This is a genomic window from Streptomyces sp. NPDC005281, assembly GCF_040607495.1.
In the GTDB taxonomy this organism is placed as follows: Bacteria; Actinomycetota; Actinomycetes; order Streptomycetales; family Streptomycetaceae; genus Streptomyces.
In genome coordinates, this window is sequence record NZ_JBEXGX010000014.1 from 139,783 (window position 1) to 165,095 (window position 25,313).

General features: G+C 71.1%; 24 protein-coding genes. 15 read left to right on the forward strand and 9 right to left on the reverse strand.

The features are described from left to right. Positions 1-10: 10 nt before the first annotated feature. The 3 genes from ABZV42_RS20975 to ABZV42_RS20985 all read right to left on the reverse strand — a co-directional run bounded on the left by ABZV42_RS20975 (position 11) and on the right by ABZV42_RS20985 (position 3,376). On the reverse strand, positions 11-1,348 hold the full coding sequence (locus ABZV42_RS20975; RefSeq protein ID WP_355978429.1) for a ferredoxin reductase family protein: 1,338 nt from the start codon (positions 1,346-1,348) through the stop codon (positions 11-13). Positions 1,349-1,473: 125 nt separating this feature from the next. Then, positions 1,474-2,010, reverse strand: coding sequence for an FMN-binding protein (locus ABZV42_RS20980; protein ID WP_356053088.1), 537 nt, complete (start codon positions 2,008-2,010; stop codon positions 1,474-1,476). A 7-nt stretch (positions 2,011-2,017) separates the two neighbouring features. Beyond that, complete coding sequence (locus ABZV42_RS20985; protein ID WP_356053089.1) at positions 2,018-3,376, reverse strand: ferredoxin reductase family protein; 1,359 nt, start codon at positions 3,374-3,376, stop codon at positions 2,018-2,020. A 236-nt stretch (positions 3,377-3,612) separates the two neighbouring features. On the opposite strand from ABZV42_RS20985, the gene ABZV42_RS20990 reads away from it, so the two are divergent. Next, positions 3,613-4,476 (forward strand): response regulator transcription factor, encoded by an 864-nt coding sequence (locus tag ABZV42_RS20990; protein ID WP_356053090.1) that lies wholly within the window; start codon positions 3,613-3,615, stop codon positions 4,474-4,476. A 317-nt stretch (positions 4,477-4,793) separates the two neighbouring features. Next, complete coding sequence (locus ABZV42_RS20995) at positions 4,794-6,221, forward strand: HAMP domain-containing sensor histidine kinase (protein WP_355978350.1); 1,428 nt, start codon at positions 4,794-4,796, stop codon at positions 6,219-6,221. 24 nt (positions 6,222-6,245) lie between these two features. Here ABZV42_RS20995 and ABZV42_RS21000 read toward each other — a convergent pair whose 3' ends face one another. The 3 genes from ABZV42_RS21000 to ABZV42_RS21010 form a co-directional block, all read right to left on the reverse strand. Beyond that, positions 6,246-6,944 carry a L,D-transpeptidase family protein gene (locus ABZV42_RS21000; RefSeq protein ID WP_355978348.1) on the reverse strand — a complete coding sequence of 233 codons (699 nt, stop codon included), beginning with the start codon at positions 6,942-6,944 and terminating at the stop codon, positions 6,246-6,248. 3 nt (positions 6,945-6,947) lie between these two features. Next, a complete protein-coding gene (locus tag ABZV42_RS21005) occupies positions 6,948-7,535 on the reverse strand; it encodes a pyridoxamine 5'-phosphate oxidase family protein (protein ID WP_356053091.1) in 588 nt (195 codons plus the stop codon). 135 nt (positions 7,536-7,670) lie between these two features. After that, on the reverse strand, positions 7,671-8,513 hold the full coding sequence (locus tag ABZV42_RS21010) for a hypothetical protein (RefSeq protein WP_356053092.1): 843 nt from the start codon (positions 8,511-8,513) through the stop codon (positions 7,671-7,673). A gap of 246 nt (positions 8,514-8,759) precedes the next feature. Between ABZV42_RS21010 and ABZV42_RS21015 the strand changes: the two genes are divergently transcribed. The 5 genes from ABZV42_RS21015 to ABZV42_RS21035 all read left to right on the forward strand — a co-directional run bounded on the left by ABZV42_RS21015 (position 8,760) and on the right by ABZV42_RS21035 (position 14,919). Beyond that, a complete protein-coding gene (locus ABZV42_RS21015) occupies positions 8,760-9,953 on the forward strand; it encodes an argininosuccinate synthase (RefSeq protein ID WP_355978339.1) in 1,194 nt (397 codons plus the stop codon). 128 nt (positions 9,954-10,081) lie between these two features. Continuing rightward, a complete protein-coding gene (argH, locus tag ABZV42_RS21020) occupies positions 10,082-11,515 on the forward strand; it encodes an argininosuccinate lyase (RefSeq protein ID WP_355978336.1) in 1,434 nt (477 codons plus the stop codon). Between the two features lie 168 nt (positions 11,516-11,683). Continuing rightward, complete coding sequence (locus tag ABZV42_RS21025; RefSeq protein ID WP_355978334.1) at positions 11,684-12,655, forward strand: aldo/keto reductase; 972 nt, start codon at positions 11,684-11,686, stop codon at positions 12,653-12,655. Positions 12,656-12,853: 198 nt separating this feature from the next. Further along, entirely contained in the window at positions 12,854-13,405 is a 552-nt protein-coding gene (locus ABZV42_RS21030; RefSeq protein WP_356053093.1) for a helix-turn-helix domain-containing protein, read from the forward strand. Further along, positions 13,402-14,919 (forward strand): MFS transporter, encoded by a 1,518-nt coding sequence (locus tag ABZV42_RS21035; RefSeq protein ID WP_356053094.1) that lies wholly within the window; start codon positions 13,402-13,404, stop codon positions 14,917-14,919. Before ABZV42_RS21030 ends, ABZV42_RS21035 begins: the two co-directional genes overlap by 4 nt. Positions 14,920-15,055: 136 nt before the next feature. Here ABZV42_RS21035 and ABZV42_RS21040 read toward each other — a convergent pair whose 3' ends face one another. Beyond that, positions 15,056-15,745, reverse strand: a complete 690-nt coding sequence (locus ABZV42_RS21040) for a lysophospholipid acyltransferase family protein (RefSeq protein WP_355978325.1) — start codon at positions 15,743-15,745, stop codon at positions 15,056-15,058. A gap of 390 nt (positions 15,746-16,135) precedes the next feature. On the opposite strand from ABZV42_RS21040, the gene ABZV42_RS21045 reads away from it, so the two are divergent. The 3 genes from ABZV42_RS21045 (at position 16,136) to ABZV42_RS21055 (ending at position 18,499) form a co-directional block, all read left to right on the forward strand. Beyond that, positions 16,136-17,299, forward strand: a complete 1,164-nt coding sequence (locus tag ABZV42_RS21045) for a glycerophosphodiester phosphodiesterase (protein WP_356053095.1) — start codon at positions 16,136-16,138, stop codon at positions 17,297-17,299. A gap of 146 nt (positions 17,300-17,445) precedes the next feature. After that, the gene (locus tag ABZV42_RS21050; protein WP_355978320.1) at positions 17,446-17,940 is read left to right on the forward strand and encodes a sigma-70 family RNA polymerase sigma factor; all 495 of its coding nucleotides are present in this window, start codon (positions 17,446-17,448) and stop codon (positions 17,938-17,940) included. 55 nt (positions 17,941-17,995) lie between these two features. Further along, positions 17,996-18,499, forward strand: coding sequence for a GNAT family N-acetyltransferase (locus tag ABZV42_RS21055; RefSeq protein WP_355978317.1), 504 nt, complete (start codon positions 17,996-17,998; stop codon positions 18,497-18,499). A gap of 24 nt (positions 18,500-18,523) precedes the next feature. Here the strand turns inward: ABZV42_RS21055 and ABZV42_RS21060 are convergent, their stop codons facing one another. After that, positions 18,524-19,027: a hypothetical protein gene (locus ABZV42_RS21060; RefSeq protein WP_355978314.1), complete on the reverse strand. Its 504-nt coding sequence runs from the start codon at positions 19,025-19,027 to the stop codon at positions 18,524-18,526. Position 19,028: 1 nt separating this feature from the next. Continuing rightward, positions 19,029-19,388, reverse strand: coding sequence for a hypothetical protein (locus tag ABZV42_RS21065; protein WP_356053096.1), 360 nt, complete (start codon positions 19,386-19,388; stop codon positions 19,029-19,031). 515 nt (positions 19,389-19,903) lie between these two features. Between ABZV42_RS21065 and ABZV42_RS21070 the strand changes: the two genes are divergently transcribed. The 5 genes from ABZV42_RS21070 (at position 19,904) to cbiE (ending at position 25,011) form a co-directional block, all read left to right on the forward strand. Then, complete coding sequence (locus ABZV42_RS21070) at positions 19,904-20,995, forward strand: ATP-binding cassette domain-containing protein (RefSeq protein ID WP_355978426.1); 1,092 nt, start codon at positions 19,904-19,906, stop codon at positions 20,993-20,995. Continuing rightward, positions 20,992-21,729, forward strand: coding sequence for a methionine ABC transporter permease (locus tag ABZV42_RS21075; RefSeq protein WP_356053097.1), 738 nt, complete (start codon positions 20,992-20,994; stop codon positions 21,727-21,729). Before ABZV42_RS21070 ends, ABZV42_RS21075 begins: the two co-directional genes overlap by 4 nt. A 97-nt stretch (positions 21,730-21,826) precedes the next feature. Beyond that, a complete protein-coding gene (locus ABZV42_RS21080; protein WP_355978305.1) occupies positions 21,827-22,660 on the forward strand; it encodes a MetQ/NlpA family ABC transporter substrate-binding protein in 834 nt (277 codons plus the stop codon). A 176-nt stretch (positions 22,661-22,836) separates the two neighbouring features. Beyond that, a complete protein-coding gene (locus ABZV42_RS21085; RefSeq protein WP_355978303.1) occupies positions 22,837-23,475 on the forward strand; it encodes a GNAT family N-acetyltransferase in 639 nt (212 codons plus the stop codon). Positions 23,476-23,799: 324 nt separating this feature from the next. Further along, positions 23,800-25,011 (forward strand): precorrin-6y C5,15-methyltransferase (decarboxylating) subunit CbiE, encoded by a 1,212-nt coding sequence (gene cbiE / locus ABZV42_RS21090; protein WP_355978300.1) that lies wholly within the window; start codon positions 23,800-23,802, stop codon positions 25,009-25,011. Positions 25,012-25,313 lie beyond the last annotated feature (302 nt).

The following is a 25,313-nucleotide window of genomic DNA, read 5'->3' on the forward strand; positions in this document are numbered from 1 at the left end:
CTCCCGTCGCTCACATCTCGAACGACTCGTGATGGATGCGGCGGGCGGGGACCCCCGCGCCGCGCAGTGCTTCGTAGACCTCCTGCGCGAAGCCGGGCGGCCCGCACATGAAGACGTCGTGGTGGTCTATGTCGGGCAGCTTGCGGCGCAGGGAGTCGGCCGAGATGTCAGGGCGTTCGCCCTCGGGGCTGTTCACCGCGTACATCAGACGCGCCCCGCGCTCCTTGGAGATGGCGGCGAGCTCGTCCCACAGGGCCAGGTCCTGGGTGGTGTTGGCGCGGTAGAGCAGGGTGAGGTCGCCGGAGGCGCCGGGGAGGGTCTCGAACAGCGCCCGCATCGGGGTGATGCCGACACCGCCCGCCACCAGGAGCACCTTGCCGCGGCTGCGCTTGCCGGCGGTCAGCGCGCCGTACGGGCCCTCGGCCCAGACCCGTGTGCCCGGCTCCAGGTCACGCAGGGCGGCGCTGTGGTCGCCGATCGCCTTGACGGTGATGCGCAGCATGTTGGGGCGGGGCGCCGCCGAGAGCGAGTACGGGTGGGAGCTGAAACGCATCCCGGGCGCCAGGAAGCGCCAGCGGAAGAACTGTCCGGCCTCGGCGCCCATCCGGTGCAGCTTGCGGCCGCTGATCAGCACGGACACGATGCCGGGCGTCTCCTCGATGACCGCCTGGACCCGCATCCGGTGCTTCAGGTTCAGCCGGACCGGAGAAAGGATTCGGTACCAGATGACCAGCGCTGTCACCGATCCGTAGAGCCCGTACCAGACGGTCTTGGCGACGGGTTCCACCGCGAAGTCGTTGCCGGTGGACAGCTGGTGCCAGAACGTCAGGAACACCGCGGCGTACGTCAGCAGGTGGACGTGGTACCAGGTGTCGTACGGGATCAGCCGGCGCAGCCAGCCGACGGAGATGAAGCCGATGAGCACGAGCAGACCCGTGCCGATGGCGGCCTTGCCCATGTCGGGCAGCTGGTTGACCGAGTCGATGGTCTGCTGCACGATCCCGCCGAGCCCCTTGCCGGACTGGAGGGCGTAGCCCCACATCGTCAGGAAGAGGTGGGCGAGGACCATGCAGATGGTGTAGCGGCCGGTCATCGCGTGCCAGCGCGCCACCCGGTCGGAACCCACCCGGCGTTCGAGGGCGGGGACGCGGGCCATCTGGAGCACCACGAGCGCCATCAGATATCCGGCGAGCAGCCCGGTGATACGGCCGGCGTTGAGGATCCTGCCGTTGTTGTCCGCGATGGACGGGGTGTTGTTCCACCACAGCCACAGGACGGCGGCGGCGCCGGCCCATACGGCGATCAACAGCGGGACGGCGGGCGAGCGGCGAGGGCGGATTCGGCGCATGGTCTGGCGCCGCGCGGCGCGACCACCGGCGATCGTGGACACGGTTCCTCCGTGTTCGTCCTGGAGAGACGGGGTGAGGGGAGTGACTCCCTGGCCCAGAGATACGGTCCACGACGCCCGTGCGTTCAGAGGCCCGCCGAGTCGAGTGCGGACTGAAGTGACCGCTTGTATCCGTCGCTGGTGTAGGTGGCTCCGGACACCGAGTCGATCCGGGCACTCTGCGCGGCCAGTGCCTCTCGTCTGAGCTGGGGAATCGCGTAACTGTTGATCTCCTGGTCCCGGGGATTCTCCGAAGGATAGGCGACCGCGGCGGACTCGGTGATCCGGCCGTCCTTCAGCGTGATCCGGACCTGGACCGGACCCCAACGGGTCTGCACCGTATCGCCGGTGACGGTCCGGGTCCCCCTGCTCTTCGAGCCTCCGGACGTTCCCGATGAGCTTCCCGATGAGCTTCCCGAGGAGTTCCCGGAGGAACCGCCCGAGGACGAGCCGCCCGAGGACGAGTCGCCAGAGGAGGAGGAATGTCCCGCGGACGACGAGGCAGCTGCCGGTGCGGGCGGTGTGTGCGGCTTCAGCGACAGCAGCAGGACGAAACCGGTGACCGTGGCGGCGGCCGCCAGCGTCACCCGTCGCAGCGGACGGTTCTTCTTCAGGGCGTGCACGGAGGCCTCACAGCTCGAACGACTCGTGGTGGATACGACGGTCGGGGACACCCGCGGCGCGCAGTGCCCCGTACAGGTCCCGCGCCATCCCCGGGGGCCCGCAGAGATAGACGTCGTGCTCGGCGACGTCCGGCACGGCCCCGCGCAGCGACTCGGCGGTGAACCGCGGGCGGGTGCCGTCGGCGGCGTTGAGCGCGTACAGGACGCGGGCCCCGCGCCACCGTGCGATGTCCTCCAGCTCGGCGCCGAGGGCCAGGTCCTCGGCCGTACGCGCCCGGTAGAGGAGCGTGACCTGGTCGGGCAGCGTCTCGAACAGGGCGCGCAGCGGGGTGATGCCGACGCCGCCCGCGATCAGCAGGGCCTTCGGCGAACTGCTCCGGTCCGCCGTCAGTGAGCCGTAGGGGCCCTCCGCCCACACCCGGGTGCCGGGACGCAGCATCCCGACGGCCGCGCTGTGGTCGCCGAGCGCCTTCACCGTGATGCGCATCCGGTCCGGCCGGGGCGGTGCCGACAGCGAGTACGGCGTCGAGGTCCACCGCATTCCGTCCGCGAGGAACCGCCAGCGGAAGAACTGCCCGGCCCGCGCGCTCAGTTCGTCCAGACGCTCCCCGCGGATCACGACCGAGAAGACCCCGGGGGACTCCCGGTGCACGGACTCGACGCGCAGCCGGTGGCGCCGGTTCAGCCGCACCGGAGCGAGCAGCCGGAACCACACGACGAGCGCGGCCGTACCGAGGTAGAGGGTGTACCAGGCCGCCCGCGCCGGCGCGTTGCCGACGAAGTCGGAGCCGAGGGCGAGCTGGTGGAAGAAGGCCAGGAAGACCGCCGCGTACGTCAGCAGATGCACGTAGTACCAGAACTCGTGCCTGATCCGGCGGCGGGCCAGGCGTGCCGAGGTGATCCCGACGGCGAACAGGATGACGGTGCCGTTCGTCGCCTTGAGCATGTCCGGGTAGTCGAACACCACGCTCAGCGTCTCGTGGACGACGCCTGTCCCGTCCTGGGCCGCGTAGCCGAAGAGGATCAGCGTCACGTGCGCGACCAGCAGACAGATCGTGTAGCGGCCGGCCATGGCGTGCCAGCGGGCCACCCGGTCTGAGCCGACGCGCCGCTCCAGGAGCGGGACCCGGGCCATGAGCGCCACCAGGACGGCGCAGCTGTAGCCGCACAGCAGCCCGGCGATCCGTCCGGCGTCGGTCAGCCAGCCGGCCAGGCCCACCACCGACCGGGTGTCCGTCCACCACAGGGCGAGAACGCCGGCCGCTCCCGCCCACAGCAGGGCGAGCAGCGGCCCCGCGGGTGAGGGGCGGGGCCGCCCGCGTCCTCGTGTCGTGCGCGGGTCCGCCCGCTCGTCCACCGTGGTCATCTGTCCGTCCCTCTTCCTGCCGTCCAGGAGGAAACTCTGCGTCGTGAACCTCTGAGACGGCTCTGAACCGGCCCCTTCCGGGCGGACTCACAGCGAACTGAGAGCGACGGGGGAGGGGAGACCGGGGGACGGGAAGCGGCGGGGGCAAGGGATTTTCCGGGCAGAGGCGACTCAGAGGAAACTCAGAGGCCGTGAGGCCCGGAGCGGTCCCCGCAGGAGCGATGCTGGAAGACGACATGAACACTTCCTCCCCAGACCCCGAGGCCCCGGGCCCCGAGACCTCACCCGGCCGGGACCCTGGTACACCCGTCGTCCCGGGGCCCGGCGTCGCCGACGGACCCGGTGACGGCGCCGTCCGCTCCCGTGGCACCGTGAGGCCGCCCACGCTCACCCGGCCCGACGGCACCCCCGTCCGCGTCCTCGTCGTCGACGACGATCCGGATCTGGCCGAGGTCCTCTGCGGCGCGCTGCGCTACGAGGGCTGGGAGGTCCGTACCGCCTGCGACGGCGCCTCGGCCGCCGCGGGGGCGCGCGAGTTGCTGCCCGACGCCGTCGTCCTCGACGTGATGCTCCCGGACACCGACGGCTTCACCGTGCTGCGCGACCTGCACACCGTGCTTCCGGGCGTCTGCGTCCTCTTCCTCACCGCCCGGGACGCGGTGGAGGACCGCATCGCGGGCATCACGGCGGGCGGCGACGACTACGTCACCAAGCCCTTCAGCCTGGAGGAGGTCGTCGCCCGGCTGCGCGGACTGCTGCGCCGCGCCGGTATGGCCCGCCGCGTCGACGAGGGCCCACGGCTCGTCGTCGGGGACCTGGCGATGGACGAGGAGGCCCGGGAGGTGACCCGGGGCGGCGACCTGGTCGAGCTGTCGCCGACCGAGTTCGAACTGCTGCGCTATCTGATGCGCAATCCACGCCGCGTGCTCAGCAAGGCACAGATCCTCGACCGCGTCTGGTCCTACGACTTCGGAGGCCAGGCCCATGTCGTCGAGCTCTACATCTCCTATCTGCGCAAGAAGGTCGACGCGGGCCGCGATCCGATGATCCACACGGTCCGGGGCGCCGGGTACGTCATCAAGCCCGCGGCGGGCCGATGAGCGCGAACAAACGGGCCGAGACGGGGACTGGTGCGGGACCCGGGGCCGGTGCTGGGGCCCGACCAGGGACCGGTGCTGGAGCCGGTGCTGAGGCCGGAGCCGGTGCCGGTGCTGGAGCTGGAGCCGGATCGGGGGCCGGAGCCGGTGCTGAGGCCGGAGCCGGTGCCGGTGCTGGAGCTGGAGCCGGATCGGGGGCCGGAGCCGGTGCCGGAGCGGGCGCCGGATCCGGATCCGGAGCGGGCGCCGGGGGCGGTGACGGGAGCCGTCGGTGGTGGCGGCCCGCGGCCGTCCTGCGCGCGCTGCCGCGGCCCCGCACGATGCGTGCCCGCCTCACCGCCGGACTGGTGGTGCTCCTGGCCGTCAGCTGCGCGGCCGTCGGCGTGGCCGCGGTCTACGAGCTGGACGGATTTCTGACCGGCCGCCTCGACCAGCAGCTCCAGGAGGCCGGGCCACGGTTCCCGGCGAGCCTCGAGCACGGCTCGACGAAGCCGTCCGACCACGACGGGGACGAATTCGGCGACACCCGGCGCCAGGGCACCGGCACGCTCGGAGCACGCCTGGTCGGCGGCGAGGTCACCAACGCCGCCATCGTGCCGCCGGGTTCCGGCACGGCCGTCCGGAACGTGGATCCGAGCGCCCACGACGAGGCGGTCCTGGCCGCGGTCCCGGTGGACGGCCGTGCCCACACCGTCTGCCTGTCGTCCCTGGGCGACTACCGCGTCCTGGCGACGTCCGGCAAGGACGGTGACGTACTGATCACCGGACTGCCCACCGAACCTGTCGACACGGCCGTCCACCGGCTGGAACTCGTCGCCTCCCTGGTCTTCGGCGTGGCCCTCGTCGTCGCGGGAGTCGCCGGGGCCCTGTGGGTGCGCATCTCGCTCCGGCCGCTGAACCGGGTCGCCGCGACCGCCACCCGGGTCAGTGAACTCCCGCTCGCCAGCGGCGAGGTGGCACTGCCACCCCGGGCGCCCGACTCGGACCCGCGCAGCGAGGTGGGCCGGGTCGCCGGGGCCTTCAACCGCATGCTCGGCCATGTCGAGGACGCGCTCACCAAGCGGCACGCGAGCGAGGAACGGCTGCGCACCTTCGCCGCCGACGCCAGCCACGAGCTGCGCACCCCGGTCGCCTCCGTCCGCGGTCACGCCGAGCTCGCGCTGCTGCACCCCGGCCCGGTGCCCCCGAAGGTGACCCGCGCCCTCGAACGCATCGCCGCCGAGTCCGCGCGCATGGGCGAGATGGTCGACGACCTGCTCCTGCTGGCCCGCCTCGACGCCGGCCGCCCCCTGGAACGGCTTCCCGTCGACCTCACCCACCTAGTCCTCGACGCGGTGACCGACGCCCGCGCGGCGGGCCCCGGACACCGCTGGGTACTGGAACTGGCGGAGGAGCCGGTGACCGTCGTGGGCGACGCCCACCGGCTCCAGCAGGTGTCGGCCAACCTGCTGGCCAACGCGCGGGTCCACACGCCGGTGGGCACCCGGGTGACGGTGTCCCTTGAGCGTGCCGGGGAGGAGGCCGTGCTGAAGGTCCACGACGACGGACCCGGGGTCCCCGAGGACGTCCGGCCCGGCGTCTTCGAGCGCTTCACCCGGGCGGACCGCCGCCGCGCCGACGCCTCCGGCAGCGGAGCGGGGCTCGGCCTGTCGATCGTGGCGGCCGTGGTCGAGGCGCACGACGGGACGGTCACCCTGGAGAGCCGTCCGGGAGCGACCACGTTCACGGTCGGACTCCCCGCGGCCTGAGCACCGGCCCGTCCCCCGGCGCCGTCAGTACCGGGTGAGCGCCGTCTCCCCGCCCGTCGTGCCGATGGCGATGTGGGGTCCGCGCGCCGGATCGGCCCACGCGAGGATCCGCCGCATCGCGTCCTCGGGCACGGACACACAACCGGCCGTGGGCCCGCTCCCGTCGACATGGAGGAAGATCCCCGCTCCACGCCCCCGTACCGGCCGCCCGTAGTTGAAGCCGATGACGAGGGCGTACGCGTACTGCTTGTCGTAGGTGATCAGATGCTCGGACTCCCCGGCCCGGCAGTCCGCCGGGCGGGGTTCGGTCCACCGGTTGTACGACCGGGAGTCGTTGTCCTGGCACCACCACGAATTCTGGTTCACCCGGCGGTACGGCATCGCGGTCCCGTCCGGCGCCGCCCGGGTCCCGAACGCGTACGGCAGCTCGTACAGGCCCGTGGGTGTGGTGTTCGTGCCCTGGCGCCGGGCTCCGCCCTCGACGAGTCCGCGCGCCCCGAACCGCGCGGGCGCCGAGCCGGCCCGCACCCAGCGCCCGCCCCGAAGGTCCCACCAGGTGAGGGTCCCCGAGGTCGCGTTCCCGCGCGGCGCCTCGGCGGTGACGAGCTGGCTCCCGCCACCGGTGTCGGCCAGCCGCGAGGGAAGCACGGCGGGGGGCGGAGGCCCGCTCGGGGCCAGGGCGAACAGGGACGCGGACGCGAGGACGGCGGCTCCGAGGCGCATGGCTCAGACCGTACTGGGGGGCAATGGCAGCGGCAGCCCGGGAAGTCCGTCCAGGCTCGTCGCGATGTGCTCCTTCTTGGTGAAGTACGCGTTCAGCGAGGCGTCGTCCTCGCGGGCGAAGCGCTTGCCGTGCAGGTCGCGGTCCTCGTCGTAGCTCATGAAGGGCACCGCGTAGCCGCAGGTGTCGCGGACCAGCTCGGCGGTCACGACGATGATGGCGCGCAGCCCGTGCCGGGCCGGGTCGATGCCGCCGAAGTGGGTGAGGAGTTCCTCGAAGCGGGGGTCGTCGCGGAAGACCGGTTCGCCGTGGCCGTGCACCCGGACGATGTTGGGCGGGCCCTGGAAGGCGCACCACATCAGGGTGATCCGGCCGTTCTCGCGCAGATGCGCGATCGTCTCCGCGTTGCTCCCGGCGAAGTCCAGATACGCCACGGTCAGTTCGTCGAGGACGGCGAACGAGCCGGTGAGCCCTTTGGGTGAGAGGTTGACCGTGCCGTCCCCGGACAGTGGCGCGGTCGCGGTGAAGAAGAGGGGCTGTGCCTCGATGAAGGTGCGGAGGCGGCCGTCGATGCGTTCGTAGGTCTTTCCCATGGCTAACGATTATCGGGGAAAGTCTTTCGTCTGTCTAAGGGATTGCGGGTTCCGGCGGCGTCGTTCAGGGGCACCGCCGGAACCCGTGGGCCGCCCCGGTCGGCGTCTTCGGGGCGGCCCACGTCACCGGTCAGGTCACTTGGTGAGCGTGCAGGCGGCCAGAGTGTCCAGTCCGGTGGGCTTGGCGGCGGTGCGGCCGATGGAGATCGCGATGCGGTCGATGGTGGAGACCCGCTTGTCCTTGAGGGGGCCGAGGATCGCGTTCTGGACGAAGTTCGGGCCACCCTGTCCGACGGTGTCGGCCAGTCGCTTGTTCGCCTCGGCGATCTGCGTGCCGAGCAGGGTGAGGTTGCGGTCGACCTCGGCCTTCGCGGTGACCGGGACGGCGGGCAGCTGTGAGGCGACGTCCGGGCAGGTGATGGTGCCGGCGGCGGTGGCGGCACCCGTTCCGGATGCGGCCCCGCCCGCCTGCGCGGTGGCCGCGGCGCTCGGCGCGGCGGTGGCGGCGCCCGTACCGCCGGCGGCCGCGCCTCCCGCGGTGTTCAGGGTGCAGGGCGCGAGCGCGTCCAGACCCTGAGGCTTGGCGGCGGTGCGGCCGATGGCCGTCGCGATGCGGTTGACGGTGGCGACGCGCTTGTCCTTGAGGGGGCCGAGGATCGCGTTCTGGACGAAGTTCGGGCCGCCCTGTCCGACGGTGTCGACCAGTCGCTTGTTCGCCTCGGCGATCTGGGTGTCGAGCAGGGCGAGGTTGCGGTCGACCTCGGCCTTCGCGGAGGCGGGGACCGCGGGCAGACTCGGGGCGACCGCGGGGCAGTTCACCGTGTTCGCGGCGGCCTTCGTCGTGGCGTTCTGGGCGTTGTTGTGCGTCTCGCCCGCCAGGGCGCTGCCGGCGATCACGGCCGCGGACAGCACCACGGCGGAGGCTCCGCCGATCATCACGACGCGCCGCTTGTTGTACTTCGGAAGAGCCCTGGACATGCGGAATCCTCACTCGGGTCGGGGGCGGACGACCACTGGTGTTCGACCAGTCGGTCATCGTCCGTGTGCCTGTCGTGCGTGAACGCGGCGCCTGCGTTCAGCGGGAGATACGCGGAAACGATTACGCGTGTTCAACCCTCGGTGAAGATTCCCCGGCCGAGCGCCCCGGGGCGGGCCACGATTGACGAATCATGCAGAGTGCTGCATACTCATGCATATCAGCGAATGCACTGTGAGGAGAACCCCGTGGCCGAGCGCGTCGTACTCGCCTACTCAGGCGGTCTGGACACCTCCGTCGCCATCGGCTGGATCGCCGAGGAGACGGGCGCCGAGGTCATCGCCGTCGCGGTCGACGTCGGCCAGGGCGGCGAGGACCTGGACGTCATCCGCAAGCGGGCGCTCGCCTGTGGTGCCGTCGAGGCCGAGGTCGCGGACGCCAAGGACGAGTTCGCCGACGAGTACTGCCTCCCGGCGATCAAGGCCAACGCCCTCTACATGGACCGCTACCCGCTGGTCTCCGCCCTCTCCCGGCCGACGATCGTCAAGCACCTCGTCGCCGCCGCCCAGAAGCACGGCGCCACCACGGTCGCCCACGGCTGCACCGGCAAGGGCAACGACCAGGTGCGGTTCGAGGCCGGCATCGTCGCGCTGGCCCCCGACCTCAAGTGCATCGCCCCGGTCCGCGACTACGCGATGACCCGGGACAAGGCGATCGCGTTCTGCGAGGAGAAGCAGCTCCCGATCGCCACCTCCAAGAAGTCCCCGTACTCCATCGACCAGAACGTCTTCGGGCGCGCGGTCGAGACGGGCTTCCTGGAGGACATCTGGAACGCCCCGATCGAGGACATCTACGAGTACACCGCGAACCCGGCCGAGGCCCGCGAGGCCGACGAGGTGATCATCACCTTCAAGCAGGGCGTCCCGGTCGCCGTCGACGGCAAGCCCGTCAGCGTCCTCCAGGCCATCCAGCAGCTCAACGAGCGCGCCGGCGCCCAGGGCATCGGCCGGATCGACATGGTCGAGGACCGGCTCGTGGGCATCAAGTCCCGTGAGGTGTACGAGGCTCCGGGCGCGATCGCGCTGATCACCGCCCACCAGGAGCTGGAGAACGTCACCGTCGAGCGCGAACTCGCCCGCTACAAGCGGCAGGTCGAGCAGCGCTGGGGCGAACTGGTCTACGACGGCCAGTGGTTCTCCCCGCTCAAGCGCGCCCTGGACGGCTTCATCGACGAGGCCAACCAGCACGTCAACGGCGACATCCGGATGACCCTGCACGGCGGCCGCGCGGTCGTCACGGGCCGGCGCTCCGACACCTCGCTCTACGACTTCGACCTCGCCACGTACGACACCGGCGACACCTTCGACCAGGCCGCGGCCAAGGGCTTCATCGACATCTACAGCCTGTCGTCGAAGATCGCCGCCAAGCGGGATCTGGCGTAAGCCGTACGGGACTTGGCGCGGCGCGTGTCCGCCGCCGCCGGCAGTCCCGCACACTGGACCGACAGCCGCCTCCTCACTCGCGCGTGGGGAGGCGGTGGCACATCCACACCTTTCGAGGAGCAACGCACGTGAGCAGCAACAGCGGTGACGTCCGGCTCTGGGGCGGACGGTTCGCCGACGGTCCCGCCGAGGCCCTGGCCAAGCTGTCCGCCTCGGTCCACTTCGACTGGCGCCTCGCGCCGTACGACATCGCCGGTTCCCGTGCGCACGCGCGCGTCCTGAGCGCCGCGGGCCTGCTCACCGAGGACGAGCTCACGCGCATGATCGAGGGCCTCGACCGGCTGGAGGCGGACGTCACCGACGGCTCCTTCGTCGGCACGATCGCCGACGAGGACGTGCACACGGCTCTGGAGCGCGGCCTCCTCGAGCGCCTCGGCCCCGACCTCGGCGGCAAGCTCCGCGCCGGCCGCTCCCGCAACGACCAGGTGGCCACGCTCTTCCGGATGTACCTGCGCGACCACGCCCGGATCATCGGCGGTCTGATCGCCGACCTCCAGGAGGCGCTGATCGGCCTGGCGGAGGCGCACCCGGACGTGGCGATGCCCGGCCGTACGCATCTTCAGCACGCCCAGCCCGTCCTGTTCGCCCATCACGTCCTGGCCCATGTCCAGTCCCTGTCCCGGGACGCGGAGCGGCTGCGCCAGTGGGACGAGCGGACGGCCGTCTCGCCGTACGGCTCCGGCGCGCTGGCCGGTTCCTCCCTCGGCCTGGACCCGGAGGCGGTGGCCAGGGACCTCGGCTTCGAGCACGGCAGTGTCGCCAACTCCATCGACGGCACGGCCTCCCGCGACTTCGTGGCCGAGTTCGCCTTCATCACCGCGATGATCGGCGTGAACCTCTCCCGGATCGCCGAGGAGGTCATCATCTGGAACACGAAGGAGTTCTCCTTCGTCACCCTCCACGACGCGTTCTCCACCGGCTCGTCGATCATGCCGCAGAAGAAGAACCCGGACATCGCCGAGCTGGCGCGCGGCAAGTCGGGCCGGCTGATCGGCAATCTGACCGGGCTGATGGCCACGCTCAAGGCGCTGCCCCTCGCGTACAACCGCGATCTCCAGGAGGACAAGGAGCCGGTCTTCGACTCCTGCGACCAGCTGGAGGTCCTGCTCCCCGCCTTCACCGGCATGATGGCCACGCTCACTGTCCACCGCGAGCGCATGGAGGAGCTGGCCCCGGCCGGCTTCTCGCTCGCCACCGACATCGCCGAGTGGCTGGTCAGGCAGGGTGTGCCGTTCCGGGTCGCGCACGAGGTCGCCGGCGAGTGCGTGAAGGTCGCCGAGGCGGACGGCAAGGAACTGGACGAGCTGACCGACGAGCAGTTCGCGAAGATCTCGGCGCATCTGACGCCCGAGGTGCGGACCGTCCTCGACGTGCCCGGAGCCCTCGCCTCCCGCGACGGCCGCGGCGGTACGGCCCCCAGCGCCGTCGCGATCCAGCTCGCCGAGATCAAGTCGGACGTCGCCGTCCAGCAGACGTGGGCGGCGGCCAAGCGGAACAAGTAGCACCGAGGCGGGCACCTTCCGCCCGCGCGGGAGCCGAGAGGTGAACGCCGCCCGCCCCGGCCCGATGAGCGGACACGGTCCGCGGGCCGGGGCGGGTGACGTACGACGGAGGGTGTCGCGGGTTACTTTGGCCGGGAGCCGCAAAGGAGCCGACCGAACGGAGCCGCGATGCCCTTCGCACGTCTCGCCTCAGCCACGACCGCCACCGCCCACCTCGGCCTGGGGCTCGCCGCGGTGGGCCGCCCGGGCTACATCAACCTCGGACGCGAGGAGGACCTCCCGGCCGACCGCAGTGTCGACGCCCTGCGCGAGCGCACCCATGAACTCCTCGAAGCCGCCTACGCCCAGGGCGTGCGCTACTTCGACGTGGCCCGTTCCTACGGCCGGTCCGAGGAGTTCCTCGCCGGCTGGCTGAGCGGCCGCCCGGATGTCGACGACGTCGTCATCGGCAGTAAATGGGGCTACGCCTACACGGCCGACTGGCGTACCGACGCCGAGGCGCACGAGGTCAAGGACCACGGTCTCGCCATGTACGAGCGGCAGCGCGCCGAGACGGCGGAACTGCTCGGCGACCGGCTCGACCTGTACCAGATCCACTCGATGACCCCGGACAGCCCGGCCCTCACCGACAAGGAGCTGCACGCGGCCCTCGCCGAAGCGGCCGCCGGCGGTCTGTCGGTCGGCTTCTCCACCAGTGGGCCCGCCCAGGCGGAGACGATCCGCGCCGCGCTCGCCGTCACGGTCGACGGCGAGCCGCTCTTCCGTACCGTGCAGTCCACGTACAACGTCCTGGAGACCTCCGCCGCCCCGGCGCTCGCCGAGGCCCACGACGCCGGGCTCACGGTGATCGTCAAGGAGGGCGTGGGCAATGGGCGGCTCGCCGGGCCGCACGCTCCTCAGGCGCTGCGCGCCGTCGCCGAGGAGACCTCCCTCGGCTGCGACGCGGTCGCCCTCGCCCTGATCCTGCGGCAGCCCTGGGCCGGTGTCGTGCTGTCGGGGGCGGCCACCGCCAATCAGCTCGCCTCGAACCTGCACGCGGCCGTCGTCGACCTCGACGACGGCCAGCTCTCCCGGCTCGCCGCCCTGACGGAGGAACCGCGGGCCTACTGGGAGCGGCGCGGGCAGCTGCCCTGGCACTGAGCGCCGGAACCGCCTGAAGCACCGGGTGCGCCAGAACGGGGTAATGCACCGGGTGCGCCAGAACGGGGTAATGCACCGGAAGCGCCCGAATCGACGGAAGCCGCGAAGGAGGGCGTCCGCACCCGCCCGACCAGACCAGTGTGAGACACGCGTGCCCAGGATGAGACGTTCATGTCTCACATGAGGTACCCTTGTCTCATGGCAGTCGACCGTGATCACGTGCTGCGCAGCGCAGCCGCCCTGCTCACCCGCAAATCCACCGCGACGATGGACGAGGTGGCCAGGGCCGCCGGGATCAGCCGGGCCACGCTGCACCGCCAGTTCGCCGGCCGCGAAGCGCTCGTACGCGCGCTGGAGGCGCTCGGCATCGAGGAGTGCGAGGCCGCTCTGGACGCGGCCCGCCTCGACGACGGCACCGCCCAGGAGGCCGTGCGCCGACTCGTGGGCGAGCTGGAGCAGGCGGCCGGACTGCTCGCCTTCCTCTACACGGAGAACCAGCTGTTCGAGGGCGAAGGCCAGCACGAGGGCTGGGCCCGGCTCGAGGCCCGGATGGCCGCGCTGTTCCGGCGCGGCCAGGAGAGCGGCGAGTTCCGCATCGACCTCACCCCGGCCTGGCTCACCGAGGCGCTCTACGGACTGATGGCCTCGGCGTCCTGGGCCGTGTCCGAGGGCCGGATCGCCGCCAAGGACTTCCACCACATGATCGTCGAGCTGCTGCTCGGCGGTGCGCTCAGGAGAGAGGAACCATGACCAGCACCCTGCGGCCGGCGGTCGCGACGGAGGCGCCGAGGCGACCGGGCCGCTGGCTCGCGCTCTGCGTGCTCGTCCTCGCCGTGCTGCTGGTGGCCGTCGACGCGACCGTCCTCGGCCTCGCGACCCCGTACATCAGCGAGGACCTCCAGCCCTCGGGCACGCAGCTTCTGTGGATCGGTGACGTCTACTCCTTCGTCATCGCGGGACTGCTCGTCTCCATGGGCAGTCTCGGCGACCGCATCGGCCGCAAGAGGCTGCTGCTCACCGGCGCCACGGCGTTCGGCTTCATATCCGTGCTCAACGCCTACGCCACGACACCCGAGTTGATGATCCTGGCGCGGGCGCTGCTCGGTGTCGCGGGCGCGACCCTGATGCCCGCCACCCTGGCCCTGATCCGCAACATCTTCCACGACCCGCGCGAGCGCAGTCTCGCCATCGGCATCTGGGGCGCGACGGCCTCCGCGGGCACGGCGGTCGGTCCCGTCGTCGGCGGCTTTCTGCTCGAACACTTCTGGTGGGGTTCGGTCTTCCTCATCAACGTTCCGGTGATGGTGGTCCTCGTCCTCGTCGGGCGCAAACTGCTCCCCGAGTCGAAGAGCCCGAACCCCGGCCCCTGGGACCTGATCAGCGTGACGCTCTCGCTCGTCGGTGTCATCGGTGTGGTGTACGCGGTGAAGGGGCTCGCCGCGCACGGGCCGAGCGGGCAGGCACTCGGCGCCGGTCTGCTGGGCGCGGGCGCCCTCTTCTGGTTCGTACGCCGCCAACTGACGCTTCCCAAGCCGCTGCTGGACGTGCGCCTGTTCCGCAACCGGGGATTCTCCGGAGCGGTGCTCGCCGATCTGTTCACCGTGCTCGGCATGTCCGGGCTCGTGTTCTTCCTCTCCCAGTACCTGCAACTCGTGCAGGGCCGGGGGCCGTTCGAGGCGGGCCTCGCCGAAGTCCCCGCCGCCGTGGGCGCGGTGGCGGCGGGCCTGGTCGCGGGACGGGTCGCGCGGCGCTTCTCCGTACGGACCGTCGTGTCCGGCGGGCTCGCCGCGGTGGGACTCGCGCTCGGCACGCTCACCGTGCTCGACCGGTCCACCGGCTACCCGCTGCTCGGCGCGGCCCTGCTGGTCGTCGGTGTCGGCGCGGGCTTCTCGTTCACCGTCACCGCCGACGTCATCCTCTCCGCCGTGCCCAAGGAGCAGGCGGGCGCCGCGTCCGCGGTCTCCGAGACGGCGTACGAACTCGGCGCGGCTCTGGGCATCGCACTGCTCGGCTCCGTCGTGACCGGCGTGTACGCGGGCTTCACCGGCCCCGCGGGGACACCGGCCCAGGCGCACGACTCGCTGGGCGGAGCGGTGGAGGCCGCCGGAGGCCTGCCCGAGCACACCGCCGAGGCACTGCTGACCGCGGCCAGGGAGTCGTTCGTGGACGGTCTGGCCCTCGCCTCGGCCGCGGGCGCCGTGGTCCTGCTCGCCACCGCGGCGGCGGCCTGGTTCCTGCTGCGCGGCCAGCGCCTGGAGTCCTAGGGCCCCCATCGGGCCGTCCTTCGACCGTACGAAACGGGTGGGCCCCGGCCGGAAGCTTCCGGCCGGGGCCCACCCGTGTGTGGTTTCGCGGTGCCGCGCGAAGAGGCGGACGCCTTCGCGTGTGGCCGAGGCGAGGCTAGGCGGCCTTCGCCTTGGTGGCGTACATGTCGACGTACTCCTGGCCGGAGAGTCGCATGACCTCGGTCATCACGGAGTCGGTCACGGCGCGCAGCACGTACCGGTCGCGGTCCATGCCCTCGTAGCGCGAGAACTCCATGGCCGGCCCGAAGCGGACCGTGACCTTGCCCGGACGCGGCATGCCCGCACCGCCCGGCTGGAGCTTGTCCGTGCCGATCATCGCGAACGGGACGACCGGGGAGCCGGTCATCAGGGTGAGGCGGGCGATACCGGTGCGGCCGCGGTACAGGCGGCCGTCGGGGGAGCGGGTGCCCTCGGGGTAGATCCCGAAGACCTTGCCCTCCTCCAGGACGCGGCGGCCGGTCATCAGCGCGGCCACGCCGCCGTTGGCACCGTCCCGGTCCACCGGGATCATGCCGACGCCGGTGAAGAACCACGCCATCAGACGGCCCTTGAGCCCCTTGCCCGTGACGTACTCGTCCTTGCCGATGAAGAACACCTGCCGGTCGCAGACCAGCGGAAGGATCATCGAGTCGATGAATGTGAGGTGGTTGCCGGCCAGGATCACCGGGCCGTCGCCCGGGATGTGCTCCACGCCTTCCACCCGTAGGCGGAACATCAGGCGCATGATCGTTCCGAGCACTGCCTTGATGAGCGCGAAGCGGGACAACGGGCCCTCCGGTGTCAAGGGATCGGTATGGAGTATGTGCAGGTGAGGACGATACTCGCGGTTCCCGGTCGATTGCACATCGGGTTCATCGACCGGATACGCACTGTTGACCTACGTTTACCTGCGGTTGCGTGCCCGTGAGCGGTGGACACGGGGTCGTCCGGTGTGACGGACATCGCGTACCGGTACCGGCGAACGGGTGAGCGCCCGGCGAAGGGGCCGTCCGCGCGCCTTCGTGCACCGCATACCCCCGAGCCCCCGGCCGATGCCCATGGACCGTCAGATTCCGCATCCCGGAGGGCATTCGAGGTCACCCACTGTTCCGCCGCGGGCCTCCCTCCCGTCACGCGGCGGCACCTACGATCGTCCCGCTTCGACAGGCAGGCACCTACGGCGGGAGGAGCGCTCATGGGGGCGCAGAAGTCGAACGGTCAGGAGCGGGGCACGGCGCGGCGGACGCTGCTGGGAGCCGCGGTGCTCGGGGCGGGCGGAGCGGCCCTCGGCCTGCCCGGCACCGCGAGCGCGGACGGACGTCACGGAGGGGGCGGCTACCGGAGCCTGCCGAGACCGACCGTCATCGGTCACCGCGGAGCCAGCGGCTACCGGCCGGAGCACACCTTCGGCTCGTATCAGCTGGCCCTCGACCTGGGCGCCGACGTCGTCGAGGCCGGCGACCTGGTGCCCACCAGGGACGGCCACCTCGTATGCCGTCACGAGCCCGAGATCGGCGGGACCACGGACGTCTCGGCGCACCCCGAGTTCGCCGGCCGCCGGACCACCAAGACGCTCGACGGGGTCCCCACCACCGGCTGGTTCACCGAGGACTTCACGCTCGCCGAGCTGAAGACCCTGCGCGCCGTGGAACGCATCCCCGCCAACCGTCCGCACAACACCCTCTACAACGGCCGCTGGGAGATCCCCACCTTCGAAGAGGTGCTCCGCTGGCAGGACGAGCAGACCCGCAGGCGCGGCAAGCAGGTCTGGATCTACCCGGAGACCAAGCACCCCACCTACTTCCGGGCCCTCGGCCTCGGCCTGGAGGAGCGGGTCGCGAAACTGCTGCGCAAGTACGGCAAGGACAAGAAGGACTCGCCGGTCATCCTCCAGTCCTTCGAGCCGAGCAGCGTCCAGCGGCTGGACAAGCTCGTCGGCAACCCGCTCGTCGTCCTGCTGTCGGCCGCGAACACCCGCCCCTGGGACTTCGTCGCGGCGGGTGACCCCCGCACGGTCGCCGACCTCGTGACTCCCGAGGGCCTGGAGTGGATCGCCTCGTACGCGCAGGGCATCGGCCCCACGCTCGACCTGGTCATCCCGAAGGACGCGGACGGGAACCTCACGAGCGCGACGACGCTCGTCGCCGACGCGCACCGCGCGGGCCTGATCCTGCACCCGTACACCATGCGCAACGAGAACCCCTTCCTGCCCGCGAACTTCCGCAAGGGCGCCGCCGCGGACGCCTACGGCGATCCCTTCGGCGCCTTCAAGGTCTACTTCGAGACGGGCATCGACGGCGTCTTCTCCGACAACGCGGACACCGCGGTGCTGGCCCGTGCGGACTTCCTCGGGCGATGAGGCCGTCGCCCCGGCCGGGCGGCGGACCGGGGCGGGGAGCCGGACCGGCGCCCGACCTGCGTCAACGGACAGCCCGCCCCTCCCGAATGGGGTGAGAAACGGCCGCCCCGGCAACCTCTCGCCGGGGCGGCCGTGTCGTTGCGGTCATGACCCACGAGCTGGTAACCACCCTGAGGCCGCTGCTCGCCGCCGAGGCGTCGGCCGAGGCCCACGCCTGCGGCGACGAGCCCGGCGACCTGGAACAGGCCGTCTGGCTGCGACTGCTGGAACGCCTGGAGGCGGCGGGACCGCCCGCCGACCCGCAGCGCTGGGTGCGCCGGGCCGTCCGCTCGGAGGCGCGCCGCAGTCGTCGCAGGGCCCGCGCCGAGCAGCCCTACGCCACCGAGCCCGCGGACGACGGCGGCCCGGGCCCGGAGCAGCGGGCTACGGCCTCCGCCCGCCGCGGCGAGCTGCACGCGGCGGTGCGCCGGCTGCCCGGCCGCTGCCCGGATCTGGTGGCCGCCCTGCTGTCCCCCGAGGACCTCACCTACCGGGAGATCGCGGGCGAGTTGGGTATCTCACAGGGCAGTCTTGGTCCGGAACGTTCCAGATGTCTTGGATGTCTTCGGCGATTGCTGACCGCGGAGGTTGCGGCCCACTGACGACGGGGATAGGAGTGGGGGACGACCGGAACAGGTGAGCGGGAGGCATGCACACATGGGCATGAGCGTGACCATCTCGGCGGCGACCGAGCAGGATGCGGAATCGATCCTGAAGCTTCAGTACCTCTGCTACCAGAGCGAGGCCGAGCTGTACGGCGACTACGGCATCGAGCCGCTCACCCAGCCGCTCGACTCGCTCAGGGCGGAACTGGCCGGCGGCACCGTCCTGGTGGCCCGGCTCGGCGACGAGGTGGTGGCCTCCGTGCGCGGCGCCGTCGACACCGACGGCACGGCCCGCATCAACAAACTCATCGTGCACCCGCGCATGCAGCGGCACGGCCTGGGCGGACGCCTGCTCGACGCGATCGAGGCCCGCCTCGGCGCAGAGGGGGAGGCCAAGTCCTTCCAGCTGTTCACCGGCCACCGCAGCGAGCGCAATCTGCGCCTGTACCGCAAGCACGGCTACGCACCCGTCTCCCAGGAGCGGGTGGGCGAGCGCATGACGCTGGTGACCCTGGCCAAGGGCGCCGACACCGGCGCGTACGCCACCAGCGCCTGAGCCCGGCCGGCTCCGGCCGGACCGTCAGCCGGCGGTCGTACGCGCCTTGCGCAGCCAGTACATCGCCGACAGCGGCAGCAGGACCGGGATGAAGAGATAGCCCATGCCGTAGTCCGACCACACCGTGGCGTCGGGGAAGGCGGACGGCTCGACCAGCGTCCAGGTTCCGACGATCAGTACACCCGCGAGCTCGGCGGCGCAGCACACCAGCGCCGCCCTGCGCGCCGTCTCACCGCCGCGCACGAGCGAGTACGTGATGAATCCGTAGACGAGACCGGCGACCGCGGACAGCGAATAGGCCAGCGGCGCCTTGTCGAACTGTGTGGAGATCTGCACGGCCGACCGCGAGACGGCGCCGACCACCATGACTCCGTACAGCCACAGCAGCAGGATGCCGGGGCCGCTGATGAGCCGCGCGCGCTTGGTGCCGGCGGCGGGCTCCGGTGCCGTCGTGTCCTGCGTCTCCCGCACTTCCTGCCCGTCCCGTTCGTCGCGAGGCACGCTCGTGTCCTCCTCCGTGGCCGTCATCTCAGCCTCCCCAGATGTCGTAGAGCCGGACTTCGAGCACGGCGAGGACGATGCCGCCCGCCGCCACCGTGACCGAACCCCAGCGGGTGCGCTCCGCCAGCGACATGAAACCCGCGGCGGGAATGCAGGCGAAAGCGCCGATCAGATACGCCACGAAGATCGTCGTGCCCTGCTCCGCCTTCTCGCCGCGCGCCAGCTGGACGACGCCGATCACCAGCTGGACCAGGGCGAGCACGCTCACCACGGCCATGCCGATGAAGTGCCAGTCCTTGGTGGGCTGATCGCGGTGGGCGGCCCAGCCGCACCAGGCGGCGAGCGCGAGCGCGGCGACGGCCGTCGCGACCGTCAGGGCATCAAACATGCCGTGACCCTATTACGGGCCAAAAGGCCTGCTCCAGGCGGGCCGCGCCGCGGGCGTGATCGCCGTGGCGTTGACCACAACGCGCCAGGCCGGAGAGCCCGTCGCGGACCTCGCCGGCCCGGACCCTCTCCACCTTGTCCCTACTGGTGACGGGCAGGGGAAAGGGGATCTCCGTCCGGGACCGGAAGACGCCTGGAGGCAGCCGGCCGCCGTCCAGCACTGTCCGCTATTCGGACAGCGTTGGCGGTACCCCGCCCCCGGTCTGCTTTACTTCCTTCCATGACCACGACGAGCTACCGCATCCTTGCGACCGAGGCGACCACGACGCCCGGTGCTCGTTGTATGTGTCGAATGTGCGCCTGCTAGAGGGCCCTCGCACCACCGCCTGATCCCGCGCCCCGAAGCGGGATCGCCGCGCCCTGTGTCCGTACCGCGTACGTGACCGGGCTGCCCCGCGCACACGTTCTCCTTCCGGTTCCATCGCCATCGCGAGAACCGTGCCGCGTTCCGACCGAATGCACCCGTGCCCGGCGCACACCCACGCCCCGCACTCGACAGTGACGGAATCCCCAGTGATCACGACAACGGGCCTGACCAAGGTCTACCGCTCGCGCGGCCGTGAAGTGACCGCCCTAGACGGCGTCGATCTGCATGTCCGCGAAGGCGAGGTGTACGGCGTCATCGGACAGTCCGGCGCCGGCAAGTCCTCGCTCATCCGCTGCGTCAACCTCCTGGAGCGTCCCACCTCCGGCACGGTCACCGTCGCCGGGCAGGACCTCACCGCCCTCGTCGGGCGCGGTCCGCGCGCCGGCCGGGAACTGCGCCTGGCGCGCACCCGGATCGGCATGGTCTTCCAGCACTTCAACCTGGTGTCCTCTCGGACCGTCCAGGAGAACGTCGAGCTGCCGCTCGAGATTCTCGGCGTGTCCGGGAAGGAGCGCAGCCGCAAGGCGCTCGAACTCCTCGACCTGGTCGGGCTCTCCGACAAGGCCAAGGTGTACCCCGCGCAGCTCTCCGGCGGCCAGAAGCAGCGCGTCGGCATCGCCCGGGCGCTGGCCGGCGACCCGAAGGTGCTGCTCTCCGACGAGGCGACCAGCGCCCTCGACCCGGAGACCACCCGCTCCATCCTCCAGCTGCTGCGCGACCTGAACCGCGAACTGGGCCTGACCGTCCTGCTCATCACCCACGAGATGGACGTCGTCAAGACGGTCTGCGACTCGGCCGCGCTGATGGACAAGGGCCGCATCGTCGAGTCCGGCACCGTCAGCGAGCTGCTCGCGACGCCCGGCTCCGTACTGGCCTCGGCCCTCTTCCCGGTCAGCGGCACCGCCTCGGGCGACGACCGCACCGTCATCGACGTCACCTTCCACGGGGAGTCGGCCACCCAGCCGGTGATCTCGCAGCTCTCGCGCACCTACAACATCGACATCTCGATCCTCGGCGCCGCGATGGACACCGTCGCGGGACGCCAGGTCGGCCGGATGCGCATCGAACTGCCCGGCCGCTACGAGGAGAACGTCGTGCCGATCGGATTCCTGCGCGAGCAGGGCCTCCAGATCGACATCCAGGGCCAGCAGCCCGTGCTGGTCGGGGAAGGTGCCAAGTGAACTGGTCCGAGATGCGGCCGCTGCTGTCCGAGGAGTGTTGGAACACGCTCTACATGGTCGGCTGGTCCACGCTCATCGCGATCGTCGGCGGCCTGCCGCTCGGTGTCCTGCTGGTGCTGACGGACCGCGGCGGCCTGTTGCAGAACGTCGTCGCCAACAAGGTCGTCGGACAGGTCGTGAACGTCGCCCGCTCGATGCCGTTCATCATCCTGATGGTCGCGCTGATGACGTTCACGCGGTGGATCACCGGTACGACCATCGGCCGTGAGGCCGCCATCGTGCCGCTCGCGATCGGCGCGATCCCGTTCTTCGCGCGCTTGGTCGAGACGGCCGTCCGGGAAGTGGACGGCGGCCTCGTCGAGGCCGTCCAGGCGATGGGCGGCAACACCTGGACCATCGTCCGCAAGGTGCTCGTCCCCGAGTCGCTGCCGTCGCTGATCTCCTCGGCGACCACCACCGTCGTGGCCCTCATCGGCTACTCCGCGATGGCCGGCACGGTCGGCGCCGGCGGACTGGGCGACCTCGCCATCCGCTACGGCTACCAGCGCTTCGAGACCGAGCTGATGTGGATCATCGTCGCCATCCTCGCCGTGGTCATCTCGGCCATCCAGTTCGGCGGCGACTACGCGGCCCGCACCCTGGACCGCCGCGCCGGCCACTCCGGCCCCGCCCCGAGGCTGCGCCTCCTGAAGTCCCGTCGGCCCGCGGCCGCGGACGTCGGCGAGGCCGCCTGAACCACCGCGGACCCACGAGCGGTCCCCGGTCCTATCCGCAGATTTCCCCGTCCACCCCATGACGGGGTCGCTCCACCCCTCAGGAAAGGCACTTTTCGTGCGTAACACTGCCAAGATCACCACCGCCGTCCTCGCCGCCGGAGCCCTCACCCTCGGTCTCTCCGCCTGCGGCTCGGACAAGGACTCCACCGCCTCCGACACCAGCGGCCCGCTCATCGTCGCGGCCAGCCCGGTTCCCCACGCCGAGATCCTGAACTTCATCAAGAAGAACCTGGCGAAGAAGGCGGGCCTCGACCTCGAGGTCAAGGAGTTCCAGGACTACATCGTGCCCAACACGGCCACCGAGGACGGCTCGGTCGACGCCAACTACTTCCAGAACCAGCCGTACCTCGACGACTTCAACAACAAGCGCGGCACCCACATCGTGCCCGTCGTCACGGTGCACCTGGAGCCGCTCGGCCTCTACTCCCACAAGGTGAAGAGCGCCGACGCCCTGAAGAGCGGCGCGACCGTCGCCGTGCCGAACGACGCCGTGAACGAGGCCCGTGCCCTGAAGCTGCTCGCGTCCAAGGGGCTCATCACCCTCAAGGACGGCGCCGGCAGCGAGGCGACCCCGCGGGACATCTCCAAGAACCCCAAGAACCTCAAGTTCAAGGAGGTCGAGGCGGCTCAGACCCCGCGCTCCCTGGACGATGTGGACGCCGCGGTGATCAACGGCAACTACGCCATATCCTCGGGCCTCAAGCCCGCCGAGGACGCCCTCTTCCTGGAGTCGGCGACGAACAACCCGTACGGAAACTTCCTCGCCGTCAAGAAGGGCAACGAGAACGACCCGCGCGTGAAGAAGCTCGCCAAGCTCCTCACCTCGCCCGAGGTCAAGAAGTTCATCGAGGACAAGTACGCCGGATCCGTCATTCCGTCGTTCAAGTAGACCGGCGGCCGGGCCGATTCGCGGCCCGCGGCCCGACTCGTCACCGCACGGGGTCCACTCCATTACCCGGAGTGGACCCCGTTGTGCCGTTCAGTGGTTTCATGCTGCATGCTGGGCAGTTCAGCGGACCCGACGGTACATCAGGTCCGAAGTCCCCGACGGTTACGGAGCGTCGCATGACGAGCACCTTCCCCGACATCTCCATCAGCACGGAGCGGTTGGTCCTGCGTGCGCTCGACGAGGACGACGTGCCCGCGCTGACGGAGATGATGAACGACGAGATGGTGGCGGCCTGGACATCGATCCCGCAGCCGTTCACCGAGGACGGTGCCCACGACTGGATCACCGACTACGCGCCCACGGAACGCGCCGGGGGACGTGGACTCGACCTCGCCGTCACCGAGTTCCTCACCCAGCGCCTGGTCGGTGTGATCCAGCTCGGCAAGACCAACTGGCGGGTCCGCTCCACCGAGCTGTCCTACATCGTCGCCCCCTGGGCGCGCGGCGAGGGCTACGCGTCCGAGGCCGCCCTCGCCACCGCGCGATGGCTGTTCCGTGAGCAGAAGTTCGAGCGCGTGGAACTGCGCACGGCCGCGGGCAACACCGCCTCGCAGCAGGTGGCCCAGAAGATCGGCTGCATCAGCGAGGGTGTGCTCCGCAACGCCTGCATAGCGCGCACCCGGACCGAGGCCGGCACCTGGGTCGACCTGCGCACCGACTTCATCGTGTGGAGCCTGCTGCCCGAGGACCTCGACGGCATGGACGGCCACCTCACCGACTCGGGCGGCTACGCCTCCTTCAACGACTGGAACTGAGACGGCCGGCGCGGAGGGGACCTGACGGAACCGGGCTGCCCACGGCACCTCCTGCGCGGTGCCCGCTCCGGTGAGGGAGAACCGTCACGACGGGTCGCGTACGGTCACGGCGAGTCGTATACGTTCGCGCCGGGTCACATGGGTGTACGGGAATCACCGCACCGGATCCCGGTCCGGTGGACCCGGGCCGCCGTCCTGGCACGGCGGGACCGCTCCGGCGCCACGCCGACCGGCACGCGCCCGCCGGGCCGCACCGGGGTACCCTCACCAGGCCCGTCCGGGCTGCACCTGAGACCTGCGAAGACCTTCTGGAGACTGACGACGATGGCCGACCGGGTCACGGTGATCGGCTGGGACGGCTCGCCGCTGACCGCCGCGGCGCGCTCGGCTCTCGGTGCCGCCACGCTGGTGGCCGGCGCGGCCCACCATCTCGAACTCCCCGAAGTGCCCGAGGGCGCCGAACGCGTCCGGCTCGGCAGCGTCGCACTCGCCGCCCGACGGATCGCGGGCCACCGGGGCACCGCCGTCGTCCTCGCCGACGGGGACCCCGGATTCTTCGGCATCGTACGGATCCTGCGCGCACCCGAGTTCGGCCTGGAGGTCGAGGTGGTGCCCGCCGTCTCCGCCGTGGCCACCGCCTTCGCCCGCGCCGGAATGCCCTGGGATGACGCACAAGTAGTTGTCGCACACAGCCGCACCCTGCGACGCGCGGTGAATGTATGCCGAGCCCACACCAAAGTCGCGGTCCTCACCTCACCAGGCGCCGGACCCGCCGAACTCGGGCTGCTCCTCGAAGGAGTGCACCGCACCTTCGTCATCTGCGAGGAACTCGGCACCGTCCGGGAACAGGTCACGATCCTCACCTCCGACAAGGCGGCCGACCACACCTGGCGCGATCCGAACGTCGTGATCGTCATCGGCGGATTCGTGGCCGCGGCCGAGGGCGGCGGCTGGATCGCCGGCCGGGAGCCCGGCGCCGGACCGCGCGGCTGGGCGCTGCCCGCCGGGGCGTACGGCGGCGCGCTCGGCGAGGGCGAGACGGATCTGCTGCGCGCCGCCCAACTCGCCCGGCTGGGACCACGCGTCGGCGACCTCGTCTGGGACATCGGCTCCGGCAGCGGCGCCTTCGCCACCGAGGCAGCCCGTACCGGTGCCGCCGTCATCGCGGTCGACCGCAGTCCGGGCGCCTGCGCCCGCACCGAGCACTCGGCCCGCCGCTACGGCGTGCAGATGCAGATCGTCCACGGCAGCGCCCCGCACGCGCTGGAAGACCTGCCCGAACCCGATGTCGTGAGGGTCGGCGGAGGGGGAGCGGCCGTCGTCTCGGCGGTCGCGGACCGCCGGCCCCAGCGCATCGTCGCGCACGCCGCGACCCGTGACGCCGCCGAACTCATCGGCCGCGATCTGACCGAACACGGCTACGACGTCGAGTGCGCGCTCATTCAGTCCGTCGAACTCGATACACGGGCCTGGACGGAGAAGGAGCGGAGCGTCGCGTTCCTGCTCAGCGGCCGTCTGCCGGATCGCGCCCCGTGATCCTGTTGTCGTACCGCGCGCGGTAGGCTGGCCGATCGTTGTACCGCTCCCGGGGGGTCGGCCTTTCGTAGGTCAATGTCCGGAAAACCCGCCCGTTTTGAGGCGTGTGTGGTACGGCAGAACCGGAGGACGCGCAACGTGGCGCAGTCCACAGCGGGCACTCGCGGATCACGCTGTCGCGAGGGCGGGATGACCGGGACAATGCCAGTTAATGGCTTTGTCGTCTTTGTTGGCCGGTCGTACGTGCCGCTGGGCACGCACGCTCGTTCTTCACTGTGGGGCGGTCGGTGCGCCGTTCCGGG